The following is a 26,012-nucleotide window of genomic DNA, read 5'->3' on the forward strand; positions in this document are numbered from 1 at the left end:
AACGCTTTTATAACCGTAAAACGGCATTCTCGGGCTTAAACGAACAAGTTTTTTGTCAAGCGTTTTGTTGTTGTTTTTTGAAAATTTAATGCAAATAATTTGTGCGAAAACTGTTGACACGCATTGCTTCGCGGTAGTATAATCAAAGCACTCACCGACAAATTCGGCACTATATATAGTGGTTAAAATCGGGAAAAGATAATAAATAATCCATATATTGTATTTTTTTCGTTTAAGCGAATAAAATAGAACAAGACCCGCAGAGAACAATGGAGGAAATCTTATGAAACAAATTATCAAGCGCGACGGACGGAAGGTTGAATTCGAAAGTTCCAAGATTGAGGCGGCAATCGCCAAAGCTTTGAAAGCCGCGAAAATCAGCGGCGTGGCGCAAGCCAAAACGCTTGCCAAGCAGGTGGAAGAGGGATTTTCCGCCGACTACGTTCCCACTGTGGAAGAGGTGCAAGATAAGGTTGAGGCCGTTCTTATAGAGAACGGACTTGTGCGCACGGCAAAAGAATACATACTTTACCGCGCGGAACGCACTCGCATACGCGAATCGAACACCCGCCTTATGCGCACGCTCGAAGAGCTTACTTTTAAGGAAGCGCGCGAAAACGACGTTAAACGCGAAAACGCCAACATAGACGGCGACACCGCAATGGGCACCATGCTCAAATACGGTAGCGAGAGCGCAAAACAGTTTTATGAAATGTGCGTTCTAAATCCCCGCCACAGCGAAATGCACAAAAGCGGCGACATTCATATTCACGACCTCGACTTTTTGACGCTTACAACAACTTGTTGCCAAATAGACCTCGACAAATTGTTTACTGGCGGCTTTTCCACAGGGCACGGCTTTTTGCGCGAGCCTAATCATATAGCTTCGTATGCGAGCCTTGCCTGCATAGCCGTGCAAAGTAACCAAAACGACCAACACGGCGGGCAAAGTATTCCCAACTTCGATTACGACCTTGCTCCCGGCGTTGCAAAAACCTACGCCCGCAATTACCGCGACAATTTGGGTCGCGCGCTCGAACTCTTATCGGGCGACAGGGCTGCCTCCGACGTGGCTATTTCGGCTGCCGAGAAGATTAAAAACGATTTCGGGTTAAAACCCGTTCTCGACAACAACAACGGCTATGCCGAAAAAGAAGCGGAAATATTAAAGAAGAATTATTCAGCCGACGTTGTGGCAAAGGCTCAGGCGTTCGCGTTAGAGCGCGCGCTGCCCGAAACCGAGCGCGCCACATATCAAGCTATGGAAGCGCTTGTGCACAACCTTAACACCATGCATTCGCGCGCCGGCGCTCAAATTCCGTTCTCGTCGATAAACTACGGAACGGATACTTCGAGCGAGGGAAGAATGCTCGTGAAAAACCTTTTAAAAGCTACGGAGTCGGGGCTCGGCAACGGCGAAACGCCCATTTTCCCGATACAGATTTTTAAGGTTAAAGAGGGCGTAAATTACAATCCCGGCGACCCCAACTACGATTTGTTCGTGCTCTCTTGCGAATGCAGCGCGAAAAGACTTTTCCCTAACTTCTCGTTTATAGACGCGCCTTTTAATTTGCAGTATTACGTTCCCGGCAGAAAGGAAACCGAAATAGCATACATGGGGTGCCGCACGCGCGTTATAGGCAATTCTTACGACCCGAGCAACGAAATTGTTACGGGAAGAGGCAACCTCAGCTTTACGTCGGTGAACTTGCCCCGTCTTGCAATAAAGAGCAAAGGCAACGTCGAACTTTTCTTCGAACAGCTCGATAGAGTTATAGACGTGGTTATTGAGCAGCTCCTCGAAAGGTTTTCCATTCAGTGCAAAAAGAAAGTTAAGAACTATCCGTTTCTTATGGGGCAGGGCGTGTGGCTCGGCTCCGACAAGCTCGGACCCGAAGACGAAGTGGGCGAGGTGTTAAAGCAAGGCACGCTTACATGCGGCTTTATAGGTCTTGCCGAGTGCTTGAAGTCGCTTATAGGAAAGCATCACGGCGAATCGGAAGAGGCTCAAAATTTAGGACTTGAAATTGTGGGGCACATGCGCAAGCGCATGGACGAAGCCACCGAAAAAACGGGGCTTAACTTCTCGCTTATAGCTACTCCCGCCGAAGGGCTTTCGGGCAGATTCGTGCGCATAGACAAGAAAAAGTACGGCAAAATTCAGGGAGTTACCGACCGCGATTATTACACCAACTCTTTCCACGTTCCCGTATATTATAAAATTTCCGCATTCGATAAAATCCGTCTCGAAGCGCCTTATCACGCGCTCACGAATGGCGGACACATATCGTACGTCGAGCTCGATGGCGACACCGTGAACAACGTGGAAGCGTTTATGAAAGTAATTCGCTACATGAAAGAGTGCAACATAGGCTACGGCTCTATAAATCACCCCGTAGACCGCGACCCGCTTTGCGGATACACCGGCGTAATAGGCGACACATGCCCCAAGTGCGGCAGAAAGGAATGCGACGGCGATTTCGGATTCGAACGCATACGCAGAATAACGGGCTATCTTGTGGGAACGCTCGAACGCTTTAACAACGCCAAAGCCGCCGAAGAACACGACAGAGTGAAACACGGGCTCGCGGGCGGTGCGATTAAAGGAAAGAAAAAATAGGCGAGTGAAAAAGGCTTGCACGCAGCTATGCTTGCCGAATTTTTCACGGCGGTAAAGTTTGTTTAAAAGTTATAAAACGCAAAATAAAAAGCGGAGAAATCTTAAAGATTTCTCCGCTTTGTTTTCGGTTGAAAATTTACACGCCTTTTAAAAGCGCGGGTTTTCCCGTTTTACGCGTTTCGTTCATATCGAGCACTCGTTGGTTTGAAGAGCCTCTGAACGCAAGCGTCAAATCTTTTTGCGCCTCTATAAAAGGACCGTCCACAAGCACGTCTATGTTGTTTAAAAGTTCGCGCACGTCGCCGTCTTTTTCGCCGAGCGAGCAAAGTTGCTCGTAGGTATATCCCGAATAGCACCAAACGTTTAAAGAGTTAGCGTGGCACCACTTTGCAAGTTCGTTGAGCGGTTTCGGTTGCAAAAACGGTTCGCCGCCCGAAAAAGTCAAACCGTCGAGCAACGGATTCTTTTTTGCCAAATCCGCCACATAATTAACTGAATATTCGGCGCCGCCGTTTTCGTCCCACGTTCCCGGATTATGGCATCCTTTGCAGGCGTGTCTGCAACCTTGCACGAAAACCGTCATGCGTATGCCTTTGCCGTCTACCACCGATTCGGGCACAATATCCGCAAGTCTTAAAATTTCGTTTGTGTCGAGCATATTTTCGCAGTCCTTCGGCGCTTACGCGTTTAACTCTTTTAACTTATTGTAAAACGTTTTTTCGCGTTCGCCGCTTAAAAAGTCGTAGTAAAAAATTCTGTTGACGTGGCTTGTTTTATCGAGCAACACAAGCGCTTTTTGTTTGATTGTGTTTATATATTCGTCGGTTACGTCAGGCGCCTGATATTTTATATTGTTTAGCGACGAGAAGAACAGTTTGTCGGTTATAAAAACGTCGTAGGCGCGTGAATAAATTATGCTTTCTTCGTCGCCGTATATGCTGCTTCCGTATAAAATATTCCCGTAAAACTTAACGCCGAGCAAATCGAGTATTGTGGGCACTATGTCTGTTGTCGTAGTGAATTTGGTTATAAGTTTTTGCTCGGTTTGATTTCCTATGCGCACCATCATGGGCACGCGGAACAGGTCGGTGTAGTTTCTGCCGTTTTCTTCGTTTAAGTACAGGTTTTTAACGTCGTTCGAAAGCGTTTGGTAGTAGGCGTTGTGGTCGCCGAAAAGCACTATGAGAGTTTTGTTTATAAGCGGAGTGCCTTCGCCGTCTTTCGTATTTTTTAGGTAGCTAAGCATTTCGCCTATCGCTTTGTCGAATTCGAGCGCGCAAGCGGCGTAATGAATAAACGGGTCGGCGTCTTCGAGGCTGCGCGTTTCGTCGGCGTAATCGTCGGCTATTCCCGCGTCGAATAACGTTTGGTAATGAGGCGCAAGATTTTCGCGGTTTGCGAATTGCCCGTGCATTGTTATAGACGTTATGTATGTGTTGAATCTTCGGTCGGCGGGGAACATTTCTTCTTTGCATGCCGCAATCATTTCGCTGTCGAGGTTGCGTTCGCCCGTTTCCGCTTCGTAGTTTGTGAAAGCGTCGGGGTAACGTTCAGCCATCTGTTCGCTCGCGTAGAATTTTTTAAAGCCGAGAACGTTTTCGTGGTGGATATTGCGGTTGTAAAATGTGTAAACCCCGTTGTGGAACGACAGCGATTGCACGCCGAACAATTCTTTCATTATGTTTGGAACCGAGTAGGGAACGGTGTTTTCCGTGTAGTCGTAGTTAATAAAGCAGTTGGTGGGATAATTGCCTATTATAGATTGATTTTCGGATATGTCGGTTTTTTCGCGCGAATGGTGGTTTAAGCAAACCGTTGAGGTGTCGTAAAGCTCGTATAAGTTGGGGTAAAGCGTGCGCAAAACCGATTCGCCGACTTTAAAGCCGCCGGGATAGGCGTCGGCAAGACCCGCGTCGGGCAATCCCGCCATAAAGCTGAACCATTCGAAGCTTTCGGCAAGCACGGTTACAACGTTGTAGCCTTCCGCTTTTCCGAACATGCTCGTAGGTTTGCTTATTTTGCTTTCGTCGTAGATAAAATTTTCAAGTTCGTTTTCGTCGCCGAGACCAACCTTGTTAAAGAACGCGCCTTTATACAGTTCGTCTACGAAATTGCCCAAAATACCTCTGTCGTAATACGAACTGTCGTTCGCGTCGTACAGTTTGTAGCTGAGGTCGGCGGGGTTATAGTGGCGGTTTTCGGTGTACGCCATGCAGCCGTGAAAGGCGAGCACCGCCGTCATAATGCCCGCTACTGCGGCGCGCGGCAATATCCGCGCGGGGGCGGGCGCTATTTTTATGTAATGGCGAGCCAAAAGCATGTATAGGCTTATGCACAAGCCCGACACGAGAACGTACACAAAGTTTATGGGGACGCTCTCCACAATCGCCATAGCGTCGGCTCTCAGCTTTAACATCGAAAAATCGAAAGTGGAGCCCGTCATGGCGAATACCACAATAAAAATAAGGTCGAGCACGAAAAGAACTAACATAAGCACGAAAGCGCACCAATACCGTCCGCGCTGACTCTTTATTGCGAACAACACAGCCGTGAAAACGGCGAGCAAAGATAAAAACATAAAAGGGCGGCGAATAAAAAACTTACCGCTTGTAACGCATACTCCCGTAAGCTCTATAATAAGCATTATGGCGAGGAACGCCCAAATTATGAAATTCGATTTTAAAAACCGCACGAATTTTTCTTTCATAACCTTTTTGCCTTTGTTTACAAAATATATATAATCAAACTTACAAAATAAGTGACGAAAAAGTTCTTTTTGCTAAGTAGATAAATTACGCCGTATAGTAGAGTGAACGCAACGTAAAGCCACGCAAACATTGTGAACAAGTTTGTGCCGTATGCCACTATAACGTCGGTAAAGCCGCAAATAAGACAAGCGGCTATGCCGCCGAAAGGGATATAGGCGGAGTATTTGCCTTTATACAATAGTTCGGCAGCCTCTTGCACGAGTTGTATTATTATAACCGTTATTATAAGTTTTACGGCGCCGTGCACATACATAACCGCGTTGGTGGTAAGCTGCATACCCGTAACTTTTTTGCCGAGTTCGAACACAACTTTAATTTCGAAGCCGAGCGCCGCGCTCACTATAAAAATGGGCACGAGCGCGCACGCGTATATAATTAAACTGCGTTTAAGCGACAATTCCGTGCGACTGCGGCGAAAAACTTTGTAGCCCGTGTGTTTTTTTATTTGTTTATATAAAACCGCAATAAACGGAATCCAAAAAATTACGTTGCATGCGTAAAAGAAAATCGTTGTAAGATTGCCGTAATATATTTTGTCGAACAATGGCGCGAACGCATGAAAAATTTGAACGAAATACATTCCCGCAAGCGCGATTGCCGCAAACACAATATATTTTATCGCCAAACTCTTTTGTTCTGCGGGGGATAGCGAAGGCTTTTCGTTTTGTTGAGAAACGGTTTCGCAGTCGGCGGGTTCGGTTGAGTCCGCAACCGCTTTGCAAGATTGCGCACAGCAATTTTCCGTTTTTTCGTCTATAATTCCGGCAAGCGCGGAAATGGCTTCGTCGGTTTTTGTTAAATCGGCGGATGAAAAAGCCGACAACTCTTCCGTTGTCTGCGTCTCGCCGTTTTTATTTGTCCGCTCTTGCCCGTTCATAGCCTTTCCTTTTTTTATGCGCCGTTTTTTTCGCCCGCCACCGTTATTATATAATATAACAAGTGTTTTTTTGCATAACCGAGCCTTGCTACATTCTCACGATTTTGTAAGGCGGCGGCAGTTCAACCCATATTATAGCCGATTTTTTCCGTTTTGGCAAGAATTTAAAACCGATTGAATCGAAAAAGCGACGCGACTCATTTTGTAAGGCGCGCCGCCGTGTAAAATAATGCGCGGCGGAAAGCTTACATAGCGTTAGCTTTCCGCGCACAACAAGGAGAAGCGGAAGGAAAGAATTTTTAAGCCGAGAGAATTTCGGTAACCACCGAAAGCGCCACGTCGGCGGGAATGGCGAATCCGAGACCCTCGACGTCCGTTCCTGTGGATTTTGCGTTTACTATGCCTATAAGTCTGCCGTCGAGGTCGAACATGCCGCCGCCCGAATTGCCGGAGTTAATCGAAGCGTTCGTTTGCAACAGCCGCATGGTTACGCCGTCGATAGAAATGTCGCGGTCGAGCGCGCTGATTATGCCGTCGGTTACCGAGCCGCCGAGTTTTCCGAGCGGATTGCCTATAACAACAACCGTTTGCCCTACTTTTAGTTCGTAGGTGCCGAACGTGGCGTAAGTAAGATTTTCGGCTGAAATTTTGAGCACGGCTATGTCGTGGCTTTGGTCGGAGCCGACGAGCGAGGCGGTGTGTTCTTCGCTGTTTCTAAGCCGCACTTTTATTTGCGTCGCGCCCTCTATAACGTGGTGATTAGTTACTATTGTGCCGTCGGCGGATATTATAACGCCGCTACCCGCGCTCGTCGCGCTGTATGTGGTGGGGCGTTGAAACCAACCGCCACCGCTTTGCACGAGAACGGTACATTCTATTTCCACAACCGAATCCGCCACTTCGTCTACAACGTCGACAATCGAACGCTCGTTTATTTGCGAGAGTTGCGACACGTTGCCGTCTTGCGAATGAATAACCGTAACGTTGCTTTTACCTATGGCGTGCCCTATAAAGCCGCCGACGGCGCCGATTGCGAGCGCAACCGCCACGCAAAGGCACACTATTAAAACTATAAGGCGTTTGTCGCGCTTGGGCGCGCTCGCCGCAACAACCTTTATTTCTTCGTCGCGTCTGTCGTTCAAAGTGTCGTGTCCTCCCGTCAAAGTATTTATATTGCAATTATACAGCTTTAAAGTGTGGAACTTGTGTCGAAAGCCGCAAAATAAATGCGTTGCAAATTAGAATTTAGTTACGGAAATTAAAATAAGATTAAAACCCGCTTTCGCCGCTTATTGTGCCCCATAACGTATAGCCCGATACTGAACGAAAGGGAACAAATAAAAATCAAAAGACGCTTTCTTTTCTTTTAATAAAACTACCTTAAAAACAGTTGACGGGGGCTAAGGCTGTGTGATAGAATATTATAGCGCATGCTGAAAGGTGTGCGCTTGTGTTTGTTTGCGCTCTTTTGCCTGAAAAGGAGCGGCGGCACAAGGTAAGAAAGAAAAAGACCTGCCTTATAAAAGAATTTAAGTTTTATTGAGGCGGGCAAGACTACTCAAAAAGGAGGTAGAGTAATAATGCCTACGATTAACCAGCTTATAAGGAAAGGCCGCGAAAAACCCGTTTTCAAGTCGCTCAGTCCTATTTTGGACAACAATCCGCAAAAGCGGGGAGTGTGCTTGTCGGTTACCACGACCACCCCTAAAAAGCCCAACTCGGCAATTCGCAAAATTGCAAGAGTCCGTCTTGTGAACAAGATGGAAGGCACGGTTTACATTCCGGGTATCGGACACAATCTGCAAGAACATAGCGTCGTGCTGATTCGTGGAGGCAGAGTGAAGGATTTGCCCGGCGTTCGGTATCACATCATACGCGGTGCGTTAGACACTGCGGGTGTGGCAAAGCGCAAGCAAGCTCGCTCGAAATACGGCGCGAAGCGCGCGAAGTAATATTCGCAACAATAAAACAAAAATTCTGTAAGGAGGTAAAAAAGTTATGCCCAGAAGAAATGGCGTCCCTAAGCGCGACGTGTTGCCCGACCCCGTTTACGGTAGCAAGGTTATAACCAAGCTTGTAAACCAGATTATGCTCGACGGAAAAAAAGGCACCGCTCAGGCTATTGTGTACGACGCATTCGATATAGTTAAAGAAAAGCTCAACTTAGAGCCGCTCGACGTTTTTAATCAGGCACTCGAAAACGTTAAGCCGCTTTTGGAGGTTAAAGCTCGCAGAGTGGGCGGCAGCACCTATCAGGTGCCTATGGAAATCCGTCCCGACCGTCGTCAAACCCTCGCAATTCGTTGGCTCGTAATGTTTTCGAGAAAGCGCAGCGAAAAGACGATGAAAGAAAAGCTCGCGGGAGAGCTTATGGACGCGTATAATAACGCGGGTGCGTCGGTAAAACGTAAAGAAGAGATGCACCGTATGGCGGAAGCGAACAAGGCGTTCGCTCACTACCGTTGGTAATTTAAGAGAGAGAATATAATATGGCAAGACAGTACGATTTAAAAAACGTCCGTAATATAGGAATTATGGCGCATATCGACGCGGGTAAAACCACCACGACGGAGCGCATCCTGTACTACACGGGCAAAACGCATAAAATAGGCGAGGTTCACGAGGGAGCCGCAACAATGGACTGGATGGCGCAAGAGCAAGAACGCGGCATCACCATAACGAGCGCGGCAACCACCACGCAGTGGAGAGTAGACCGCAGCGCGGGAAGTACCGAGCCTTACACGCGTATAAACATTATAGACACACCGGGTCACGTTGACTTCACCGTTGAGGTGGAGCGCAGCCTTAAAGTGCTCGACGGTTCCGTAGCGGTGTTCTGCGCTCGCGGCGGCGTTCAGCCGCAGTCCGAAACTGTTTGGCGTCAGGCGGACAAATACGGCGTTCCCCGTATTGCCTACGTAAACAAAATGGACCGCGAGGGCGCGAACTTCTTCAACGTTATGGATATGATGCGCACCCGTCTTAAAGCGAACCCTGTGGCTATTCAGTTGCCGATAGGCGCCGCCGACACGTTTGTGGGCGTTATAGACCTCGTGGCGATGAAAGCGGACATTTACAAAGACGATTTGGGCACGGTAATGGACGAAACCGACATTCCCGCCGAGCTCAAAGCGCAAGCCGAAGAATACCGCGCTAAACTTCTCGAAGTGGTTGCGGAGGCTGACGACGCTTTAATGGAGCGTTATTTCGAAAACGAGGGAGCGGATTTCACCGTTGCGGAAATCAAAAAGGCGATTCGCAAGCTCACAATCGAAATGAAAATAAACCCCGTAACGTGCGGCAGTTCGTTCAAAAACAAGGGCGTTCAAAAACTTTTGGACGCAATCGTAGACTTTATGCCCTCGCCGCTCGATATTCCCAACGTTAAAGGCACCCTTGTGGACAGCGACGTTGTGGAAGAGCGCGAAACGAGCGACGCGGCTCCGTTCTCGGGTCTTGCGTTCAAGATTATGGCAGACCCGTTCGTGGGAAAACTCGCGTTTTTCCGTTGCTACTCGGGAACGCTTCAATCGGGTTCTTACGTTCTTAACAGCACCAAGAACAAGAAAGAGCGCATAGGGCGTATTCTTATGATGCACGCGAACAACCGCACCGAAATCGAAGAGATTTTCGCGGGCGACATATGCGCGTTCGTAGGGCTTAAAGACACCACAACGGGCGACACTCTGTGTGACCCCAACAAGCCTATCGTGCTTGAAAGCATGGAATTCCCCGAACCCGTTATTCGCGTTGCTATCGAGCCCAAAACCAAAGCTTCGCAAGAAAAAATGACTATGGCGCTCGTAAAACTCGCCGAAGAGGACCCCACCTTTAAAACGTATACCGACCAAGAGACCGGTCAGACGATTATCGCGGGTATGGGCGAGTTGCACCTTGAAATTATCGTAGACAGACTTTTGCGCGAATTTAAGGTGGAAGCAAACGTAGGCAAGCCTCAGGTTGCTTACCGCGAAGCTATCCGCAAAAAAGTGGAAGTGGAAGGCAAGTATATCCGTCAGAGCGGCGGCAAGGGTCAGTACGGACACTGCAAAATCATTATGGAACCGCTCGAACCCGGCAAAGGCTACGAATTCGAAGATAAAACCGTTGGCGGAAGTATTCCCAAAGAGTATATCCCCGCTGTGGACAACGGCATTCGCGAAGCCAAGCAAAGCGGCGTGCTCGCGGGCTACGAAACCGTCGACTTCAAAGTTACCGTTATCGACGGCTCGTATCACGAAGTCGACTCGTCCGAAATGGCGTTCAAAATTGCGGGCAGCATGGCGTTTAAAGAAGGCATGCGCAAAGCCGACCCCGTTATTATGGAACCTATAATGCGCGTTGAAATCAACCTTCCCGAAGAGTATTTGGGCGACGTTATGGGCAACGTAAGCTCGCGCAGAGGCAATCTGCTCGGCATGGAAACCATAAACGGAAGTCAGGAAATTCGCGCCGAAATTCCGCTAAGCGAAATGTTCGGTTATGCTACCGACCTCAGAAGTCGCACGCAAGGACGCGGACAGTACACCATGACTTTCGACCATTATTCCGAAGTGCCTCGTAACGTGGCGGAGAAGATAATAGGCGACCGCGCCAAAAACTAAAAATTGTCGCCCAAACACAACACGGCGCTACGGCGCGTGTGCCGACGGCACACTTCCTTGCTTAATCCGTGTTGGGCGAACTTAATAAGGAGTCCTTTCGCGGTACACGCCCGCGAAAGTCCGATTTCTGAACCGCTCTTCGCCACCTTATGGCGCGAATTGCGAGTAGTGGCAAGTATTATAACCGGAATAACGTTTGTTACACTGTCATTTCGACCGAAGCGAAGCGGAGCGGAGAAATCTTAAAGCTAAAACTTTTACAAAAGCGGTTAAAACGATTGAAAAATTCTTTCGGCTTTGGTATAATATCGTTGTCGGAAGGAAAACAACAAAATTAAAAAACAAAAAATAAAAATCCGTATAAAAAATTTGGAGGAAAAATTATTATGGCAAAAGCTAAATTCGACAGAAGCAAGCCGCACGTTAACATCGGCACCATCGGCCACGTTGACCACGGCAAAACCACTCTTACCGCCGCTATAACAATGGCGCTCGCGGCTAAGGGTCTTGCGGAAAAGAAAAAATACGACGAAATCGACTCGGCTCCCGAAGAGAAGGCGCGCGGCATCACCATTAACACCGCTCACGTTGAGTATCAGACGGAAACCCGTCACTACGCTCACGTTGACTGTCCGGGCCACGCCGACTACGTTAAAAACATGATAACGGGCGCGGCGCAAATGGACGGCGCAATCCTCGTTGTTGCGGCTACCGACGGCCCCATGCCTCAGACCCGCGAGCACATCTTGCTTGCCCGTCAGGTTGGCGTGCCCAAGATTGTAGTGTTCCTTAACAAAACAGACCTTGTTGACGACGAAGAACTTCTCGACCTCGTGGAAATGGAAGTTACCGAGCTTCTCGAAAGCTACGGCTTCGAAGGCACCAAGATTATTCGCGGCAGCGCCGTTAAGGCTCTCGAAGCGGCTATGGCAGGCAAAACCGACGACCCCGCTATCAAGCCCATTTACGACCTTATGAATACCGTAGACACCGAGATTCCCGCTCCCGTGCGCGACACCGACAAGCCTTTCCTTATGCCTGTTGAAGACGTGTTCACCATCACCGGTCGCGGCACCGTTGCAACCGGCAGAGTAGAGCGCGGACAAATCAAGGTTCAAGACCCCGTTGAAATCGTTGGTATCAAACCCACGAAAGCGAGCGTTGTTACCGGTATCGAAATGTTCCGCAAGAGCCTTGACTTTGCTCAGGCGGGCGACAACGCGGGTATCCTTCTTCGCGGTATCGACCGCAAAGAAATCGAGCGCGGACAGGTTATTGCCAAACCCGGCACCATCACCCCGCACACCGAATTCACCGCCGAAATTTACGTTCTTAAAAAGGAAGAAGGCGGACGCCACACCCCGTTCTTCAACGGTTACCGTCCTCAGTTCTATTTCAGAACAACCGACGTTACCGGCACCATCGAACTTCCTAAGGGCGTTGAAATGGTTATGCCCGGCGACAACATCAGCATCACCGTTCAGCTTATAGCTCCCATAGCCGCCGAGCAAGGTCTCCGCTTCGCTATCCGCGAGGGCGGCCGCACGGTTGGTTCGGGCGTTGTAGCCAAAATCATTAAATAAGGAAAATTCCTTAAACTATAACGAAACAAGCTTAGAGCCTTTGCGCAACGCGCATAGGCTCTTTTCTGTTATGCAAGATAGCGGGGTATTGCAAGCGTGGTAAAAGATTAGCAAAATGCTTCTTCGCTACTTTAAGGCGGCAATATGGGAGCATTGTTATTGCGAGGTTAGCGAAGCATACTTTTGATACCGCGTTATTGCGGGATAAGCGCGGCGGTCTCTTTCACAGGAACAAATAACGTTATATGAAATGCGGAAGTTTTCTTCGTATGGAAAATTTGTGAAAAACGCTTGACAGGGGGGTAAGCATATTATAATACGCTTATATTAAATATATAAAGGAGTGTTAAAAATGAAAAAGACGATTAAAGTGTTTGGCATTTTGGCGGTTGTCGTTTGTTTGAGTTTGTCGTTTGCCGCATGTGGCGACAACGACAAAAAAGGCGACGACGGAATTGCGGTTGTCGCTGTGTCGGAACAGAAATTTGCCGATACGGAAAAAGCGGTTAAAGCGTATGTTGCCGACGAACTAAAATAGTTAAAGTTTTATATACGGCGTCTCTTGAATGGGAAGACGAGGGAGTTAAATATTCCGAAAAAATGTTTCAAGACGTTTCTTTCGGTTCGTTCGGAACTACAACGGTAACCGTGCCCGCCGAAGTAACCGAAGCTGCGAATAAGCTCGGAGAGTAAGTAACAATTTTATACAGTATAAAAATAAAACCGCTTTCGGGCGGTTTTATTTTTTAAGCTCTTATATTTTCAAAAGCTTTTTGCGTTTACGCATCGATTTCGAAATGGTTGTTAGAGCTTTGAGTGGGCGGCATTCTGTCGCCTTTTTTCACATGTACGGTTCCCACGCATCTGCCGTTAGACGAAATAACGTTGTATTCGCCGGTTTTGGGAGCGATTTCACCCGATGAAAGCTTAATCATAGTTTTTGGCACCTCCTTACGGTTGTAGTATTTGAAAACGCGCAAAAACTATTCGCCCGCTATTTTCGCTCAAATCGGAAATTTTTGGCTAAATTGCGCGCTCGGTAATTCTTTACTTGCGAATGTGAAAAAACTGTGATATAATTGTATTCGCACAAAGGAGAGGAACAAAAATGTTAAGAGAAGAAGCGGAAGAATTTCTCGAAAATATAGGAAAGTTCCACGCGGAAGATATAGAGCCGCGACAAAAGCGAATCGAGCCTAAAAACGTACTCGACGACAGACTTAAAGTTTTAAACTTCGTGAAAACGTATCGCAATGTCGTTGAGCAGTCTGTTAAAAAATTATGCGAACAAAAAGGTTATAGCGAAAAACCTACCGAAAAGGAACTTGCGAAATACCAAAAAACCGAGTTTTTAAATAGCGCGGCGTGGCGCAAACCCGCTGATTTTAAAGGGTATGCGCCCGAATTTAAGCACACTTTTCCCGAAACGGAGAAAAAGTTTTCGGGAACGTTTAAGAGTTTGCGCGAGTGGCGAAGCGGTTGCGAAAAAGGCGGTTTAAAAGAGTTTTTCGAAAAGAACGACGAGGACTTTTTTAGATATGCCGATACGCTTTTTGGGGGCGTAAATATAAGCGGTGAAATTTTGGATACCGTTTACAGCAGGCTAAACGTTTTGCAAACCCGCGACGAAAAGCGGCGCGAAGAGGAAGAAGCGGAAGAACGACGCGTTGCAAGCGAAAATGCCGAAAAGCAGAGAATACTGCAAGAAAAAGCCGACGAAAAGTATTATCGAAAGCAAGCTCGCAAAAGAGCGGTTCGAAACGGATTCGGCAAAATAAGGGGTCTGTTTGAAGGTATAGGCGATAAGCTCGAAGACGTGGGCGAATGGCTCGACGACGCTTACGACACAATATCTTGGGTGGGACTTGTGCTAAACTCTATTTTGTTCGTGGCGTTCACGGCTTTCGCCGTGTTTTGCAATTTAGGCGGGAAATCGTTCGGCGGTTCCAAAACTGTGTTGTTTCTGGGCTGTTGGATTCCGCTTTTAATGATATTCATAGACCGCCAACTTATGCGGCGCGACACCGCTCTCGATTGCGGTACCCAACCGGACGACGTTTGGGATAGCGCTTACGGAAAATTCATTTGCATATTTTGCGGTATATACATAGTTACGAACCTGATTTTTTCGGGAGTATTTTCATGTTCCGGCGGTTGTAATGCTTTCGGTTCGTGCGTTGACAGTTGCAATAAGGGCTCATGCAGCGGTCTTGCAAGTTGCGGAAAATCGTTCGGACTTTGGCTTGCGCAAATTCTTTTGCCTGTTATAGGCGTGGGAATAGCTTGTATTCCTCTTAAAGTAATGGACGGTGCGTATATAGATGGCGCGGGCGGAACAACTCCCACAATAGCCGCGATTTTCGTCATCGCATTTTCGCTTATGTTTAATGTTTTCGGTTTTGTTCGCGCAATAGCCGTGTTCGCCGTTCAAATTGTTACGCTTATATTTTTCGACTTACTCTTTAAATTATCCGAATCGAAACTGACGGTAGAAGGCATAGGCGTGAAGATTATTGAATGGATTAGGTCGATAGTTTTGCTTGCGATAGTTGTGGGCGCTCCGTTTATAATATATTTGTATTTTTAGCTCAAAGTAATCTTGCAAACGCTTTAAAAATATTTCGGCGCTTTTGGAAAATCTGTTCTTTTTTCCAAGCTATATTTAAGTTTTGCCTATTATACGCCTGTTGATTTACAGTTAAAATTAGTTGTGTAAGCAAAATATATAACATAAAAAAATCATTTTACTGTCACATTATATTGTTGACAATATTTGCAAGCGGTAGTATAATGTTAGCACCCTAACTAATTTTGCGAAAAAAACAGCTGTTTAAAACGGTAAAAGGAGAGAGAACTCTTTTGACTGAAGAAAAAACGCTTTTAAACGAATTGCGGCTAATTAACATAGCGTTGAAGCGGAGCATGAGCGCTATTTGCGACAACGGCGTGCCCACAGTTTCGTCTATGGTGTTGCATTTCGTTTTTATGAACGGCGGCAACGCTTTGCAAAAAGATGTTGAAAACGAATTCGGAATGAGGCGCAGCACGGCGAGCCAACTTCTCGGAAAGCTTGAAAACGGCGGTTATATAACTCGCGCCGTGATTGATTCTGACGGAAGAAGCAAACGCATATATTTGTCGGAGAAAGCGGTTGCCGAGCAAAACCAAGTTGCGCAAAAGCTGAGAAGTTTGGAAACTTACCTCGAATCGGCGCTTTCTGCCGAAGAAAAGAACACCTTTTTTAAACTTTCGGGAAAAATCAGGCGTAAATTCGAACCGAACCCCGAAAATTCGCGGGGGGGGGTATAAGCTTTAAGTCCGTTTTTAGATTTGTATATAATTTTTTTAAGGAGACACAATAAAAAGAATGCTGAAACTGTTTAAATATCTGCGAAAACGCGATTGGCTGCTTGTTGCGCTAAGCGTGGGGCTCGTTGTGTTGCAGGTATGGCTCGAACTCACCATGCCCGACTACACGAAAGAAATCACCGAGCTTGTTGTTACGCCGGGCGGAACGCTTAAAAAAATATGGCTCGCGGGCGGAAAAATGCTTGCTTGCGCTCTCGGCAGCATGGTAAGCGCGGTTATAGTGGGCTTTTTCGCTTCTAAAATAAGCGCGTCTTTCGCTATGAATTTGCGTTCGGCGATATTCGATAAAGTGGAAAGTTTTTCTATGGAGGAAATCAACCGCTTTTCCACAGCAAGCCTTATAACGCGCTCTACCAACGACGTTACGCAAGTTCAAATGGTGCTTGTGCTCGGATTGCAAGTTATGATAAAAGCGCCCATAATGGCTGTTTGGGCTATAATAAAGATAGCGGGCAAACAATGGCAATGGTCTACTGTCGTTGCGGCTGCGGTAGGCATTTTGGTTCTTATGATTTTGGTGGTTGTGTTGTTTGCAGTGCCGAAATTCCGCAAAATTCAAACTTTAACCGATAATTTAAACCGCGTGACGCGTGAAAATCTTACGGGCGTCAGAGTGGTGCGCGCATATAATGCCGAACTCTATCAAGAGGAAAAATTCGCTAAGGCAAACGACGAACTCACTAACAACTATTTGTTCAGCACCCGCGTTATGGCGCTTATGAGTCCGGGTATGAGCATAATAATGAACGGCATGAGCCTTGCGATTTATTGGATAGGCGCAGTGCTGATAAAGAACGCTTCCGTTATAGAGCGCGTGGATTTGTTCGGCAATATGACGTCGTTTATGTCTTACGGAATGCAGGTTGTTATGGCGTTTATGCTTCTTACCATGATATTTATCATGATGCCGCGAGCTTTCGTTTCGGCGCGCCGTATAAACGAAGTTTTGCACGTCGAGCCCTCTATAACCGACCCCGCGCAACCTAAGTTGCCGAACGGAAATATAGTGGGAGAAGTAGAGTTTAAAAACGTTTCTTTTAAGTATCCCGACGCCGAAGAATACGTTATAGAGAATGTGTCGTTCAAAGCGAATAAAGGCGACACGGTGGCTTTTATAGGCTCTACGGGCAGCGGCAAAAGCACTTTAATAAATCTTGTGCCCCGATTCTACGACGTTACCGAAGGCGAAGTGCTTGTAGACGGGCAAAACGTTAAAGATTATTCGCTTACGGAACTTCACCGCAAGCTCGGCTACGTTCCTCAGCGCGGCGTGCTGTTTTCGGGCACTGTGGAAAACAACGTGAACTACGGGCACGGCGAAGAAGAGCGCACTGTTGAAGACGTGAAGCGCGCGGTGGAAATCGCGCAGGGCAAAGACTTTGTCGAGAAAATGGAAGGGCAATATACGGCTCCCGTTGCGCAAGGCGGAACAAACGTTTCGGGCGGACAAAAACAGCGCCTCAGTATTGCGCGCGCGGTAATACGCAATCCAGAAATTTTCATTTTCGACGACAGCTTTTCGGCGCTCGACTATAAAACCGACCGAGTGCTCCGTTCGGCGCTTAAAAAGGAGACGGGCGACGCTACCCGCCTTATAGTTGCCCAACGCATAGGAACAATTCTCGATGCCGATAAAATTTTGGTGCTCGACGAAGGCAAGGTTGTGGGGCAAGGCACACACTCCGAGCTAATGGAGTCTTGCGAAGTATACCGTCAAATCGCCTATTCTCAATTATCGAAGGAGGAACTGTAATATGCCGCCGATGGCAAGAGGGGCAGTGCCTGCCCAAAAGGCAAAGAACATGCGCGGGGCGTTTATAAAATTACTTAAATTTTGCAAACGGTTTCTTCCCGCTATAATAACAGCTCTCGTGTTGGCTGTGGCGTCTACCTCGTTTTCCATAATAGGGCCCGAAAAGGTAGGCGACATAGGCAACGAAATTCAAGCGGGTATCACGGGCGAAATGAATTATCGGAAAATAGTTGATATAGCGCTGTTTTTGGTGATTATATACGCAATCGGAGCGGTGTTTCAATACATTCAGGGCTTTATAATGGCAACGGTTACGCAAAAAGTTACCCGCGCGCTCAGAAAAGGCATATCGCAAAAAATCAACAAGCTTCCGCTTAGGTATTTCGACAACAACACTTTCGGCGATATTTTAAGCCGCGTTACAAACGACGTAGACATGATAGGGCAAACGCTCAATCAAAGCGTTATGATGCTTGTAACAAACGTTGCCATGATTATCGGCGTGCTAATAATGATGTTTACTATCAACGTTATTATGGCTGTCACCGTAATAGGCGCAACCGTTGTCGGGTTTTTCTTTATGATGCTTATCATGATGAAGTCGCAAAAGCATTTCTTGGCGCAGCAGGTGAATTTGGGTGCTGTAAACGGGCACATAGAGGAAATATATGCGGGGCACAACGTTGTTAAAGTGCTCGGCGGCGGCAAACGGGCTAAAAACACTTTCAACCTAATTAACGGAAAACTATATTCGAGTTCGTGGAAGTCGCAATTTTTGTCCGGTCTTATGATGCCCATTATGAACTTTGTGGGCAATTTGGGATTTGTCGCCGTGTGCGTTGTGGGCGGCGCGCTTGCAATAAAGAACGGACCGGAGTTTATAGGAACGATTATATCTTTCATGATATACGTTCGTCTGTTCACAGGTCCGCTCGGGCAAATAGCGCAAGCTGCAAACAGTTTGCAGAGCACTGCGGCGGCAAGCGAGAGGGTATTCGAATTTTTGGGAGAGGAAGAGCTTACGCCAGATGTTCCCAAAACGGAGTTGAAAACCGTTCGCGGCGAAGTTGAATTTAAAAACGTAAATTTCGGTTATGTTCCCGAACGCACAATAATAAACGATTTTTCGGCGCACGTTTTGCCCGGTCAGAAGGTTGCCATAGTGGGACCTACGGGCGCAGGCAAAACCACAATGGTTAATTTGCTTATGCGTTTTTACGAGGTCAGCGGCGGAAGCATTACCATAGACGGCGTTGACATACGCGACCTTACGCGCGAGAATATTCACGACCTTTTCGGAATGGTGCTTCAAGACACTTGGCTTTTCGAGGGCACGATACGCGACAATATCGTATACTCAAAACAAGACGCGTCGAAAGAAAAGGTGATAGCGGCGGCGAAAGCTGCGGGGCTCGACCATTTTATCCGCACTCTTCCTCACGGCTACGACACCGTGCTTGACGACAAAACAAGCATATCGGCGGGACAGAAGCAGCTAATAACAATCGCCCGCGCAATGGTTGAAGACGCGCCTATGCTCATTCTCGACGAAGCTACAAGTTCGGTAGACACCCGCACCGAAGTGCTTATTCAAGAGGCTATGGACGCGCTCACAAAGGGACGCACGAGCTTCGTTATAGCTCACCGTCTTTCCACCATAAAGAACGCCGACCTCATTTTAGTTATGCGCGACGGCGACGTTATAGAAAGCGGCAATCACAACGAACTTATAGAAAAAGGCGGCTTCTACGCCGATTTATACAACAGTCAGTTCGCCGCCGAATAAAATTGCAAAGTAATAAAAAGGGACGCCAACGTTGGCGTCCCTTTTTTTGTGGTCGAAGTGGCGAGACTTGAACTCGCGGCCTCTTGGTCCCTAACCAAGCGCGCTACCAAACTGCGCTACACCTCGTGAATTGCTAAAATATTATACTATACCGCCGAAAATATGTCAAGAGTTTTATGGCAAGCGGTTGGAAAAATTCCGCGCGGACACCGAATAAAAAATCCGACGCTCAAAAACGCGCACAGCGGCGGTATACGGCGGTATTCATTTCTTTTAAGCAAAAACGCACGAAAAACCGCAAATTTCGTTGCAAGAAAAAAGTCGAATTTCCGCATATTTTCCCGAAGTTTTTCGCTTCCGTCAATATATTTTTTATCTCGTCAAAAACCGAGCAACTTCGACATTCGCTTTCATTGCGCGAGTGTTTTTAAAGCTGTATACTATACTCGGAAAATAAATAAAAAGGAAACGAACCGCAATGAAAACACGAATTATGTTGGTTGATGACAACGAAGAACTGCTCGGTAGTCTTAAATCTTTTTTCGCTACCGACGACGCTATGGAAATAGTGGGCGTGGCGACCGACGGAGAAAAAGCTCTCGAACTTTTCGAAACCGCTCGTCCCGACGTGCTTGTGCTCGACCTTGTTATGCCCGGAATAGACGGCTTCGAGGTTATGGAAAGACTGGATAAACGCGATTGCAAGATTTTGGTTCTCAGCGCTTTGAGTCAGGACGCTTTCGTTACTAAGGCTATGAATCTCGGTGCCGATTATTACATGCGCAAGCCCGCCAACCCCGACACTTTGCGTAAGCGTATAACCGAGCTTTTGTCGGCGCGTTCCGCTCCCGCATCCGAAGAGAAAACAGCGAAGCCCCGTCAAATTAAAAACCGTTCGCTCGAAGAAAAGATTACGAATATTTTTATAACGGTAGGAATACCCGCGCATATAAAGGGCTATCAGTTTTTGCGCGAAGCAATTAAGCTCGCCATCGACAATCCCGACATTATAAACAGCATAACCAAAAAGCTGTATCCCGAAGTCGCCGAAAAATTCGACACAAGTCCGTCGAAAGTGGAACGCGCAATCCGTCATGCAATAGAAGTTGCATGGAATCGCGGCAAAATCGAAAACATAAATTCTTTGTTCGGCGTAAGGGTTTATAACCACAACGAAAAGCCTACTAACGGCGAATTTATAGCTTTGGTTGCCGACAAAATGCTTCTCGAATCGGTGTAATAAAAAATTAAGTTTAATAACAAAAAAGACCGCGAAATAATTCGCGGACTTTTTGTTATATTCGCAAAATGTTGTTTTGTGTTTTTGGCAATTAAAAGAGCGCAAATCGCGTGTGTCAATCTTGCGCTCAAAAATATGGTGTGCCCGGCGGGGGTCGAACCCGCAACCTACAGCGTCGGAGCAGCCAAAAAAGTCGGGTGTATGAATTTTTATGCAAAATATCGTGTGTATCTTGCGTATTTTCTGCATATATTGTGCATAAATTCTGTAATTTTTACGCTTTGCAATAACTTTTATAGCGTTTGGGTGTAAAAATGGTGTAAATTTTGCCCTTTTTTCGGGTGTTTTTGAGAGCTTGTAAGCTATGTGCTTGCAAGTTCTTTACGCTATGTATCTTTATGCATAATTTATACATTGCGAAATAAAAGTGCGTAAATACGCAAAAATTTGTCATGAGAAGCCTATAATCTAAAAATGCGTATTTACGCAAAAATTAATTATAATCGCACCAATCGGAGAATTTGTAGCAATACGCAAATTTTCCGAATTTTTATAATGCTTCAATCTGTTATAATATTTGCGCTCTTTCCATATCAAACGGAACGCTTTTTACTTGACAAAATATTGCTTTTATGATATATTCTAATGTGCATTATGGAGGCAAATTAGGTTGAATAAAAAAATATATTCATCGTCGATAAAAAAAACACCGTTCAAGTATTCTATTTCAAAAAAGATTGCTAAGCTAATGATTGATGGCAAAGGACGGCAGGAAGTTTTTGATGAGTGCTACGTGCGCAATTATATAGAGGTTGAATCTATTGACCGTCGTAAAGAAATATCAAATGTTATATACTCACGTTTGATTAATATTGATGAGTTCCTCTTAAAGCAGTTTTATGAAGGCGATGTTGAAACTTCTAAGTTTATCTTGGTATATGCAATAGCAAAAAGCGATATGTTGTTTTTTGACTTTATGTTTGAAATTTATCGCGAAGCTCTTGTGGGAAATAAGGACTATATTTCGATTGATGATTTTGATAATTTTTTTGCGGCCAAGAAGGAGACCGATTTAATAGTGGCTTCATGGGGACACTATACGATGATTCAACTGGCAAAGGGATACAGAAATATTCTTGTTGATTCTGGCATGGGAGAACGAGACAAGAGAAATATAAAAGCGATAAAACTAATGATACATCCTGCTGTGCAAGATTATATTAGGCAAATCGGTGATGCGGAATATTTAAAAGCGTTATTGGGAGAGTGTTGAAATGGCTGAGAGAAGCTTGAATGAAAGATTTATAGAACTAGAAGATAGACTGATAAGTGTTGAGGCCTTGACGCGCTATGGTACGGCTAACGACTTGAAGTTTTACATATTTGATTATAACCCCAAAGATGAACTCATTGTCCGTAAAGAAGTCAAAAAGATTATCGAGCGCAATTCCGACATAATAGAGTTTGATCTTTATGAGATGATGCTGCGGATAATCGAAGACGAGGGGTATATGGAAGACATTCTCCGCATGGAGCAAGAGTATGACAGAAACTTGCTTTTGTCCGAAATATTCCAACCACTGTTATCGGTAGAGGAAGAAGATAATAGATTGCTGGAAATGTTTAAAGAACGGGCGGAAGATACCGGGAACAAGATTGTTCTTATAACCGGAGTTGGTAAAGCCTATCCAATTATTCGAAGTCATACGATATTAAACAATTTACAAAGTGTGTTTAGGCGCAATCCAGTGGTAATGATTTATCCGGGAAGGTATGAAATAAAAAACTCAATGACTCTAAGGCTTTTTGAACGACTTGATGACGATAACTATTACAGAGCATTCCCATTGGTAGAAAGGAGAATAGGAAATGATTATTAAAGATCTATTTAAAAAAGAAATAGATAGAAGCATTCAAGGTGTTGTGACTATCGGCAATGAGGATGAGGAGCAAAAATGGCAGGAGCTTGAAGAGTATGTTTGTACTGACGAGATTACAAGGTCATTTCGCACTTTTTTTCGTAAGTATAGAGAATCCATAGCAGTACCGACGGAAAAAATCGGTGTTTGGATTACGGGTTTCTTTGGCTCCGGCAAATCACACTTTTTGAAAATACTTGGTTATATTCTTGAAAACGAAGTGGTTGCGGGGTGTGAAGCTGTAAAGTATTTTGAGGAAAAAATACAAGACCAAATGGTTCTTGCCGATATTAAGCAATGCGCCAAGGTCAGCAACAAAGTTGTTCTTTTTAACATAGACTCCAAGGCGAAGTCGGATTCCAAAAATCGTTCGCAAGCGATTATGGATATTATGTTGCGCGCATTTAATGAGTCGGTTGGATATTGCGGTTCTTCTCCGTGGGTTGCCGATATGGAAAGAACATTAGAGGGCGAAGGGCTACTGGATGCTTTTGTAAGTAAATTCGAAGAATTGTCGGGAAGGAACTGGGTTCAGACAAGAGCCAAAGCGCTCCTTAATCGTGATTATATTATTAAAGCCCTTGTTGCGGTTCGCGGTATGAGTGAGGGAAGCGCAAAGGATTTTGTGGAAGACCAAACAAGAAATTATACTAATTCAACTGAAGACTTTGCCAAAATTGTCAATGACTATTGTAAGAAGAACAAAACGCGAGTTGTGTTCCTTATGGATGAAGTCGGACAATTCATCGGCACAAACGGTGAGTTAATGCTCAACCTTCAAACTTGTGTGGAAGACTTGGGCAAATATTGCCGTGGACAGGCGTGGGTAGTCGTGACCTCGCAACAAGAGCTGAAAGCTATGATCGAGAGCACGAAGGCAAAGCAAAACGATTTTTCCAAAATACAGGGTCGTTTTGATACGCGACTTTTGTTGAGTGGCGCAAATGCCGACGAAGTAATAAAGAAAAGAATATTGGCAAAAAAAGATATCGCTGTCACGCCTCTAAAAACGCTTTACGAGACTAATGCAAGCAAGATATCCAATCTTATACTCTTCGAGGGTAGACCGACATGGAGCGGATATGCGGGCGCAGAAGAGTTCAAAGACGTATATCCGTTTGTCTCGTATCAATTTGAATTGTTGCAAAAAGTATTTGAGTCGATACGCGAGCACGGTATGAGCGAGGGTAAACATCTTTCGCAAAATGAACGTTCTTTGCTGAGTGCTTTTCAGGAATCTGCAAAAAAGGTTGCAAGTTTGGAAACTGGCATTTTGGTACCCTTTGACAGCTTCTATCAAACTATAGAGCAGTTTATCGATTACGACGTAAAAACTGTTTTTTCTAATGCGGAACGCCGTGCCAGTCTTGACGCTTTTGCAATCAGAGTTTTGCGTGTTCTGTTTATGATAAAGCATGTAAAGGAAATGCCGGCGACTATCAACAGACTTGCTACTTTGATGGTGGAAAACGTAAACGAAGATAAGGTGGCGTTAAAAAATCGTATTTATGATGCATTGAGATTACTAGAAGAAGAAACGCTTATACAGCGTAATGGCGAGTTTTATGACTTCTTGACGAATGCTGAACAGGACGTTAATAAGCAAATAAATAATGTGCCGCATAACGAGGGGGACGTTCAAAGAAGTATACTCGACATCGTTTACGATCGAGTACTTGATAACAACAAATTGCGCTACGAAAATCGTTATGATTTTTCCTTGAACCGTTTGGTGGATCAGGAATCTAAGGGTTCATTTAGCCAAGACAGCATTACCATAAAAATATTCACAAATTTTTCGGATTTACATGACGAAACAACCTTTGCCGCCGAATCCGCACGGATGAATGCCGTAGTTGTAGATATGACGGAGGGTACGTATATCGATGAATTGATTCGAGCGAATAAAATAAATATATTCAAACGCAACAACAGTGCATCGATGTCGGCATCCATGACTGAGATAATGAGCAAAAAGGCTGCCGAATATTCCGAGAGAATGAAGCGCGCCGAGGATATTATAAAACAGGTGCTTAGAACTGCGCCTATATATTTGAACGGAACCAAGCTTGATATTAAAGAAAAAGACGGAAGAGATAGGCTTACGGATGCGTTGAAAGAAATGGTAAAACAGGATTACTATAAATTAGGTCTTGTTTCTTACTTCTATAGCGATCAGCGTGCGGTTTTGGAAGTTTTGGATGAAAATACAGAATCAATGCTGGGCGGAGATATTACGCATGATGCAAACATTGCCGCTTATACCGAAATTTTTGAAAAGATTAAAAACGATAAAACCGTAGGCAGAAAAGTTACAGTAAAGGGGCTTATTGACTTCTTCTCGAAAAAGCCTTACGGCTGGCGGGAATTAGACGTTCTTGGCATGATTGCAACTCTTTGGAAAAAGAATAGTTTGCAAATTGTGATACATGAGAATGTTGTCGACGGAAGTAATCGTACATTCAAGAATGATTTTTCGCGTAAGAATGCTCTTGATACAATGGTCATACGCATCCAAGAAAAGATAGACGATGCCATTCTTTATCAAGTAAAGAGAATAATGCTTGATACTTACGACGAAAACTTGCCTAACGATGAAAATAAGTTGAAAGACGGAGTGAGAAGCTTTTTTGAGCGCAAACGAGAGTTCCTCTCTAATCTCAAAGTGAAGTATGGGGCGGAATATGCCGGTAGCAGAGTTGCCGCGGAAATATTCCGTGATTTCGAGGCAATTCTTCGCTCAACGGACGCATTGACAGTGTTCAATGAAATTATTTCACGTAAGGATAGTTTGCTTGAGCATTCCGAAGAATTGGAACAGTTGGAGAGCTTCTATAAAGACGGGAGCAATCAACAGCAAAACTATAAAGATGCTAAGCAAATCATTGAATGGTATCATGACAATTATATGCTGAATGATTTGTCAGGGCTTTCCGATGTGATTGAAAAAATTAATGGAATAATTTCGCTTGAAATGCCGTTTTCATGTATGCCCGAGCTTGCAAGTCTTGTGTTCCAAGCACGCGATATTAGGGACGCTATTCTAAAAGATAAATGTGATAGAACGAAAAAGAGCCTTGAAAAAGACCGTGATGCTATAAACAAAGAATTGCGCGAGGCGCTCGAACTCGAACTTACTGCCGAGCAAAAGCAGAGAATAAAATCCAAAGCCGAAGACCTGAATGCGACGTATGACTCTTGGCTGGGGAGTTTGCTTCCCACCACAATGAATATGGAAGCCTACATAACTTCGAGTCAAAGTTCGCTTTCCGGATTTAAAGAATTTATCGCAAGAGTTATTATGGAAAAAAGCGCAGGGACGGAGCAGCCGAGGACTGCACGTAGTAAGCGCGTAAAAGTAATAGATTGTGTGCCTGTGGCGAATAAAAGAGTGAGGACAAAAGAAGATATCGAAAAGGTTGTAGCCGCTATTCGCGAAAGATTGATTTCCGAACTCGGGGATAACGACGAAATTAGCCTCGATTGATAGGAG

At 45.5% G+C, this 26,012-nt stretch carries 19 protein-coding genes and 1 tRNA gene; 14 read left to right on the plus strand and 6 right to left on the minus strand.

What is annotated here, in order from left to right; all coding sequences use genetic code 11:
• Window positions 1–283: 283 nt before the first annotated feature.
• Window positions 284–2,620, plus strand: coding sequence for an anaerobic ribonucleoside triphosphate reductase (locus NFR62_RS07715; protein ID WP_251617066.1), 2,337 nt, complete (start codon window positions 284–286; stop codon window positions 2,618–2,620).
• Window positions 2,621–2,756: 136 nt separating this feature from the next.
• Here NFR62_RS07715 and nrdG read toward each other — a convergent pair whose 3' ends face one another.
• The 4 genes from nrdG to NFR62_RS07735 all read right to left on the minus strand — a co-directional run bounded on the left by nrdG (window position 2,757) and on the right by NFR62_RS07735 (window position 7,407).
• Window positions 2,757–3,278 carry an anaerobic ribonucleoside-triphosphate reductase activating protein gene (nrdG, locus tag NFR62_RS07720; protein WP_251617083.1) on the minus strand — a complete coding sequence of 174 codons (522 nt, stop codon included), beginning with the start codon at window positions 3,276–3,278 and terminating at the stop codon, window positions 2,757–2,759.
• Between the two features lie 21 nt (window positions 3,279–3,299).
• Window positions 3,300–5,327 carry an LTA synthase family protein gene (locus NFR62_RS07725; RefSeq protein ID WP_251617085.1) on the minus strand — a complete coding sequence of 676 codons (2,028 nt, stop codon included), beginning with the start codon at window positions 5,325–5,327 and terminating at the stop codon, window positions 3,300–3,302.
• A 17-nt stretch (window positions 5,328–5,344) separates the two neighbouring features.
• Window positions 5,345–6,265: a hypothetical protein gene (locus NFR62_RS07730; protein WP_251617086.1), complete on the minus strand. Its 921-nt coding sequence runs from the start codon at window positions 6,263–6,265 to the stop codon at window positions 5,345–5,347.
• A 299-nt stretch (window positions 6,266–6,564) separates the two neighbouring features.
• On the minus strand, window positions 6,565–7,407 hold the full coding sequence (locus NFR62_RS07735; RefSeq protein ID WP_251617087.1) for a S1C family serine protease: 843 nt from the start codon (window positions 7,405–7,407) through the stop codon (window positions 6,565–6,567).
• A 438-nt stretch (window positions 7,408–7,845) separates the two neighbouring features.
• On the opposite strand from NFR62_RS07735, the gene rpsL reads away from it, so the two are divergent.
• From rpsL to NFR62_RS07760, 5 genes are all read left to right on the plus strand, one after another.
• Window positions 7,846–8,217 carry a 30S ribosomal protein S12 gene (gene rpsL, locus NFR62_RS07740; RefSeq protein ID WP_251545922.1) on the plus strand — a complete coding sequence of 124 codons (372 nt, stop codon included), beginning with the start codon at window positions 7,846–7,848 and terminating at the stop codon, window positions 8,215–8,217.
• Between the two features lie 46 nt (window positions 8,218–8,263).
• The gene (gene rpsG, locus NFR62_RS07745) at window positions 8,264–8,734 is read left to right on the plus strand and encodes a 30S ribosomal protein S7 (RefSeq protein WP_251617088.1); all 471 of its coding nucleotides are present in this window, start codon (window positions 8,264–8,266) and stop codon (window positions 8,732–8,734) included.
• Window positions 8,735–8,754: 20 nt separating this feature from the next.
• Window positions 8,755–10,869, plus strand: coding sequence for an elongation factor G (gene fusA / locus NFR62_RS07750; RefSeq protein ID WP_251617090.1), 2,115 nt, complete (start codon window positions 8,755–8,757; stop codon window positions 10,867–10,869).
• Window positions 10,870–11,255: 386 nt separating this feature from the next.
• The gene (tuf, locus tag NFR62_RS07755; RefSeq protein WP_251617094.1) at window positions 11,256–12,452 is read left to right on the plus strand and encodes an elongation factor Tu; all 1,197 of its coding nucleotides are present in this window, start codon (window positions 11,256–11,258) and stop codon (window positions 12,450–12,452) included.
• 352 nt (window positions 12,453–12,804) lie between these two features.
• Window positions 12,805–12,990 (plus strand): hypothetical protein, encoded by a 186-nt coding sequence (locus tag NFR62_RS07760; RefSeq protein ID WP_251617096.1) that lies wholly within the window; start codon window positions 12,805–12,807, stop codon window positions 12,988–12,990.
• Between the two features lie 241 nt (window positions 12,991–13,231).
• Here the strand turns inward: NFR62_RS07760 and NFR62_RS07765 are convergent, their stop codons facing one another.
• Window positions 13,232–13,387 (minus strand): hypothetical protein, encoded by a 156-nt coding sequence (locus NFR62_RS07765; protein WP_251617099.1) that lies wholly within the window; start codon window positions 13,385–13,387, stop codon window positions 13,232–13,234.
• Window positions 13,388–13,560: 173 nt separating this feature from the next.
• On the opposite strand from NFR62_RS07765, the gene NFR62_RS07770 reads away from it, so the two are divergent.
• The 4 genes from NFR62_RS07770 (at window position 13,561) to NFR62_RS07785 (ending at window position 19,360) form a co-directional block, all read left to right on the plus strand.
• The gene (locus tag NFR62_RS07770; RefSeq protein WP_251617101.1) at window positions 13,561–15,039 is read left to right on the plus strand and encodes a hypothetical protein; all 1,479 of its coding nucleotides are present in this window, start codon (window positions 13,561–13,563) and stop codon (window positions 15,037–15,039) included.
• Window positions 15,040–15,311: 272 nt separating this feature from the next.
• Window positions 15,312–15,761, plus strand: coding sequence for a MarR family winged helix-turn-helix transcriptional regulator (locus NFR62_RS07775; RefSeq protein ID WP_251617103.1), 450 nt, complete (start codon window positions 15,312–15,314; stop codon window positions 15,759–15,761).
• 58 nt (window positions 15,762–15,819) lie between these two features.
• Window positions 15,820–17,574 carry an ABC transporter ATP-binding protein gene (locus NFR62_RS07780; protein ID WP_251617104.1) on the plus strand — a complete coding sequence of 585 codons (1,755 nt, stop codon included), beginning with the start codon at window positions 15,820–15,822 and terminating at the stop codon, window positions 17,572–17,574.
• Between the two features lies 1 nt (window position 17,575).
• Window positions 17,576–19,360 carry an ABC transporter ATP-binding protein gene (locus NFR62_RS07785; protein WP_420851364.1) on the plus strand — a complete coding sequence of 595 codons (1,785 nt, stop codon included), beginning with the start codon at window positions 17,576–17,578 and terminating at the stop codon, window positions 19,358–19,360.
• 49 nt (window positions 19,361–19,409) lie between these two features.
• On the opposite strand, the gene NFR62_RS07790 is transcribed toward NFR62_RS07785, so the two are convergent.
• A tRNA-Pro gene (locus tag NFR62_RS07790) sits at window positions 19,410–19,486 on the minus strand.
• 352 nt (window positions 19,487–19,838) lie between these two features.
• Here NFR62_RS07790 and spo0A point away from each other — a divergent pair.
• The 4 genes from spo0A (at window position 19,839) to brxC (ending at window position 26,006) form a co-directional block, all read left to right on the plus strand.
• Entirely contained in the window at window positions 19,839–20,600 is a 762-nt protein-coding gene (spo0A, locus tag NFR62_RS07795) for a sporulation transcription factor Spo0A (RefSeq protein ID WP_251617106.1), read from the plus strand.
• A 670-nt stretch (window positions 20,601–21,270) separates the two neighbouring features.
• Complete coding sequence (locus NFR62_RS07800) at window positions 21,271–21,873, plus strand: DUF1819 family protein (RefSeq protein WP_251617107.1); 603 nt, start codon at window positions 21,271–21,273, stop codon at window positions 21,871–21,873.
• A 1-nt stretch (window position 21,874) separates the two neighbouring features.
• On the plus strand, window positions 21,875–22,480 hold the full coding sequence (locus tag NFR62_RS07805) for a DUF1788 domain-containing protein (protein WP_251617109.1): 606 nt from the start codon (window positions 21,875–21,877) through the stop codon (window positions 22,478–22,480).
• Window positions 22,470–26,006, plus strand: coding sequence for a BREX system P-loop protein BrxC (gene brxC, locus NFR62_RS07810; RefSeq protein WP_251617110.1), 3,537 nt, complete (start codon window positions 22,470–22,472; stop codon window positions 26,004–26,006). The genes NFR62_RS07805 and brxC overlap by 11 nt, the downstream gene beginning before the upstream one ends.
• Window positions 26,007–26,012: the final 6 nt, after the last annotated feature.

The sequence above is a fragment of the Pumilibacter muris genome (assembly GCF_943193045.1).
GTDB classification, from domain to species: Bacteria; Bacillota; Clostridia; order Christensenellales; family Pumilibacteraceae; genus Pumilibacter; species Pumilibacter muris.

Coding starts and splice junctions, on each gene's coding strand:
- NFR62_RS07715 (WP_251617066.1), top strand. CDS start 284: ATGAAACAAATTATCAAGCGCGACGGACGGAAGGTTGAATTCGAAAGT.
- nrdG (WP_251617083.1), bottom strand. CDS start 3,278: ATGCTCGACACAAACGAAATTTTAAGACTTGCGGATATTGTGCCCGAA.
- NFR62_RS07725 (WP_251617085.1), bottom strand. CDS start 5,327: ATGAAAGAAAAATTCGTGCGGTTTTTAAAATCGAATTTCATAATTTGG.
- NFR62_RS07730 (WP_251617086.1), bottom strand. CDS start 6,265: ATGAACGGGCAAGAGCGGACAAATAAAAACGGCGAGACGCAGACAACG.
- rpsL (WP_251545922.1), top strand. CDS start 7,846: ATGCCTACGATTAACCAGCTTATAAGGAAAGGCCGCGAAAAACCCGTT.
- rpsG (WP_251617088.1), top strand. CDS start 8,264: ATGCCCAGAAGAAATGGCGTCCCTAAGCGCGACGTGTTGCCCGACCCC.
- fusA (WP_251617090.1), top strand. CDS start 8,755: ATGGCAAGACAGTACGATTTAAAAAACGTCCGTAATATAGGAATTATG.
- tuf (WP_251617094.1), top strand. CDS start 11,256: ATGGCAAAAGCTAAATTCGACAGAAGCAAGCCGCACGTTAACATCGGC.
- NFR62_RS07760 (WP_251617096.1), top strand. CDS start 12,805: ATGAAAAAGACGATTAAAGTGTTTGGCATTTTGGCGGTTGTCGTTTGT.
- NFR62_RS07765 (WP_251617099.1), bottom strand. CDS start 13,387: ATGATTAAGCTTTCATCGGGTGAAATCGCTCCCAAAACCGGCGAATAC.
- NFR62_RS07770 (WP_251617101.1), top strand. CDS start 13,561: ATGTTAAGAGAAGAAGCGGAAGAATTTCTCGAAAATATAGGAAAGTTC.
- NFR62_RS07780 (WP_251617104.1), top strand. CDS start 15,820: ATGCTGAAACTGTTTAAATATCTGCGAAAACGCGATTGGCTGCTTGTT.
- NFR62_RS07785 (WP_420851364.1), top strand. CDS start 17,576: ATGCCGCCGATGGCAAGAGGGGCAGTGCCTGCCCAAAAGGCAAAGAAC.
- spo0A (WP_251617106.1), top strand. CDS start 19,839: ATGAAAACACGAATTATGTTGGTTGATGACAACGAAGAACTGCTCGGT.
- NFR62_RS07805 (WP_251617109.1), top strand. CDS start 21,875: ATGGCTGAGAGAAGCTTGAATGAAAGATTTATAGAACTAGAAGATAGA.
- brxC (WP_251617110.1), top strand. CDS start 22,470: ATGATTATTAAAGATCTATTTAAAAAAGAAATAGATAGAAGCATTCAA.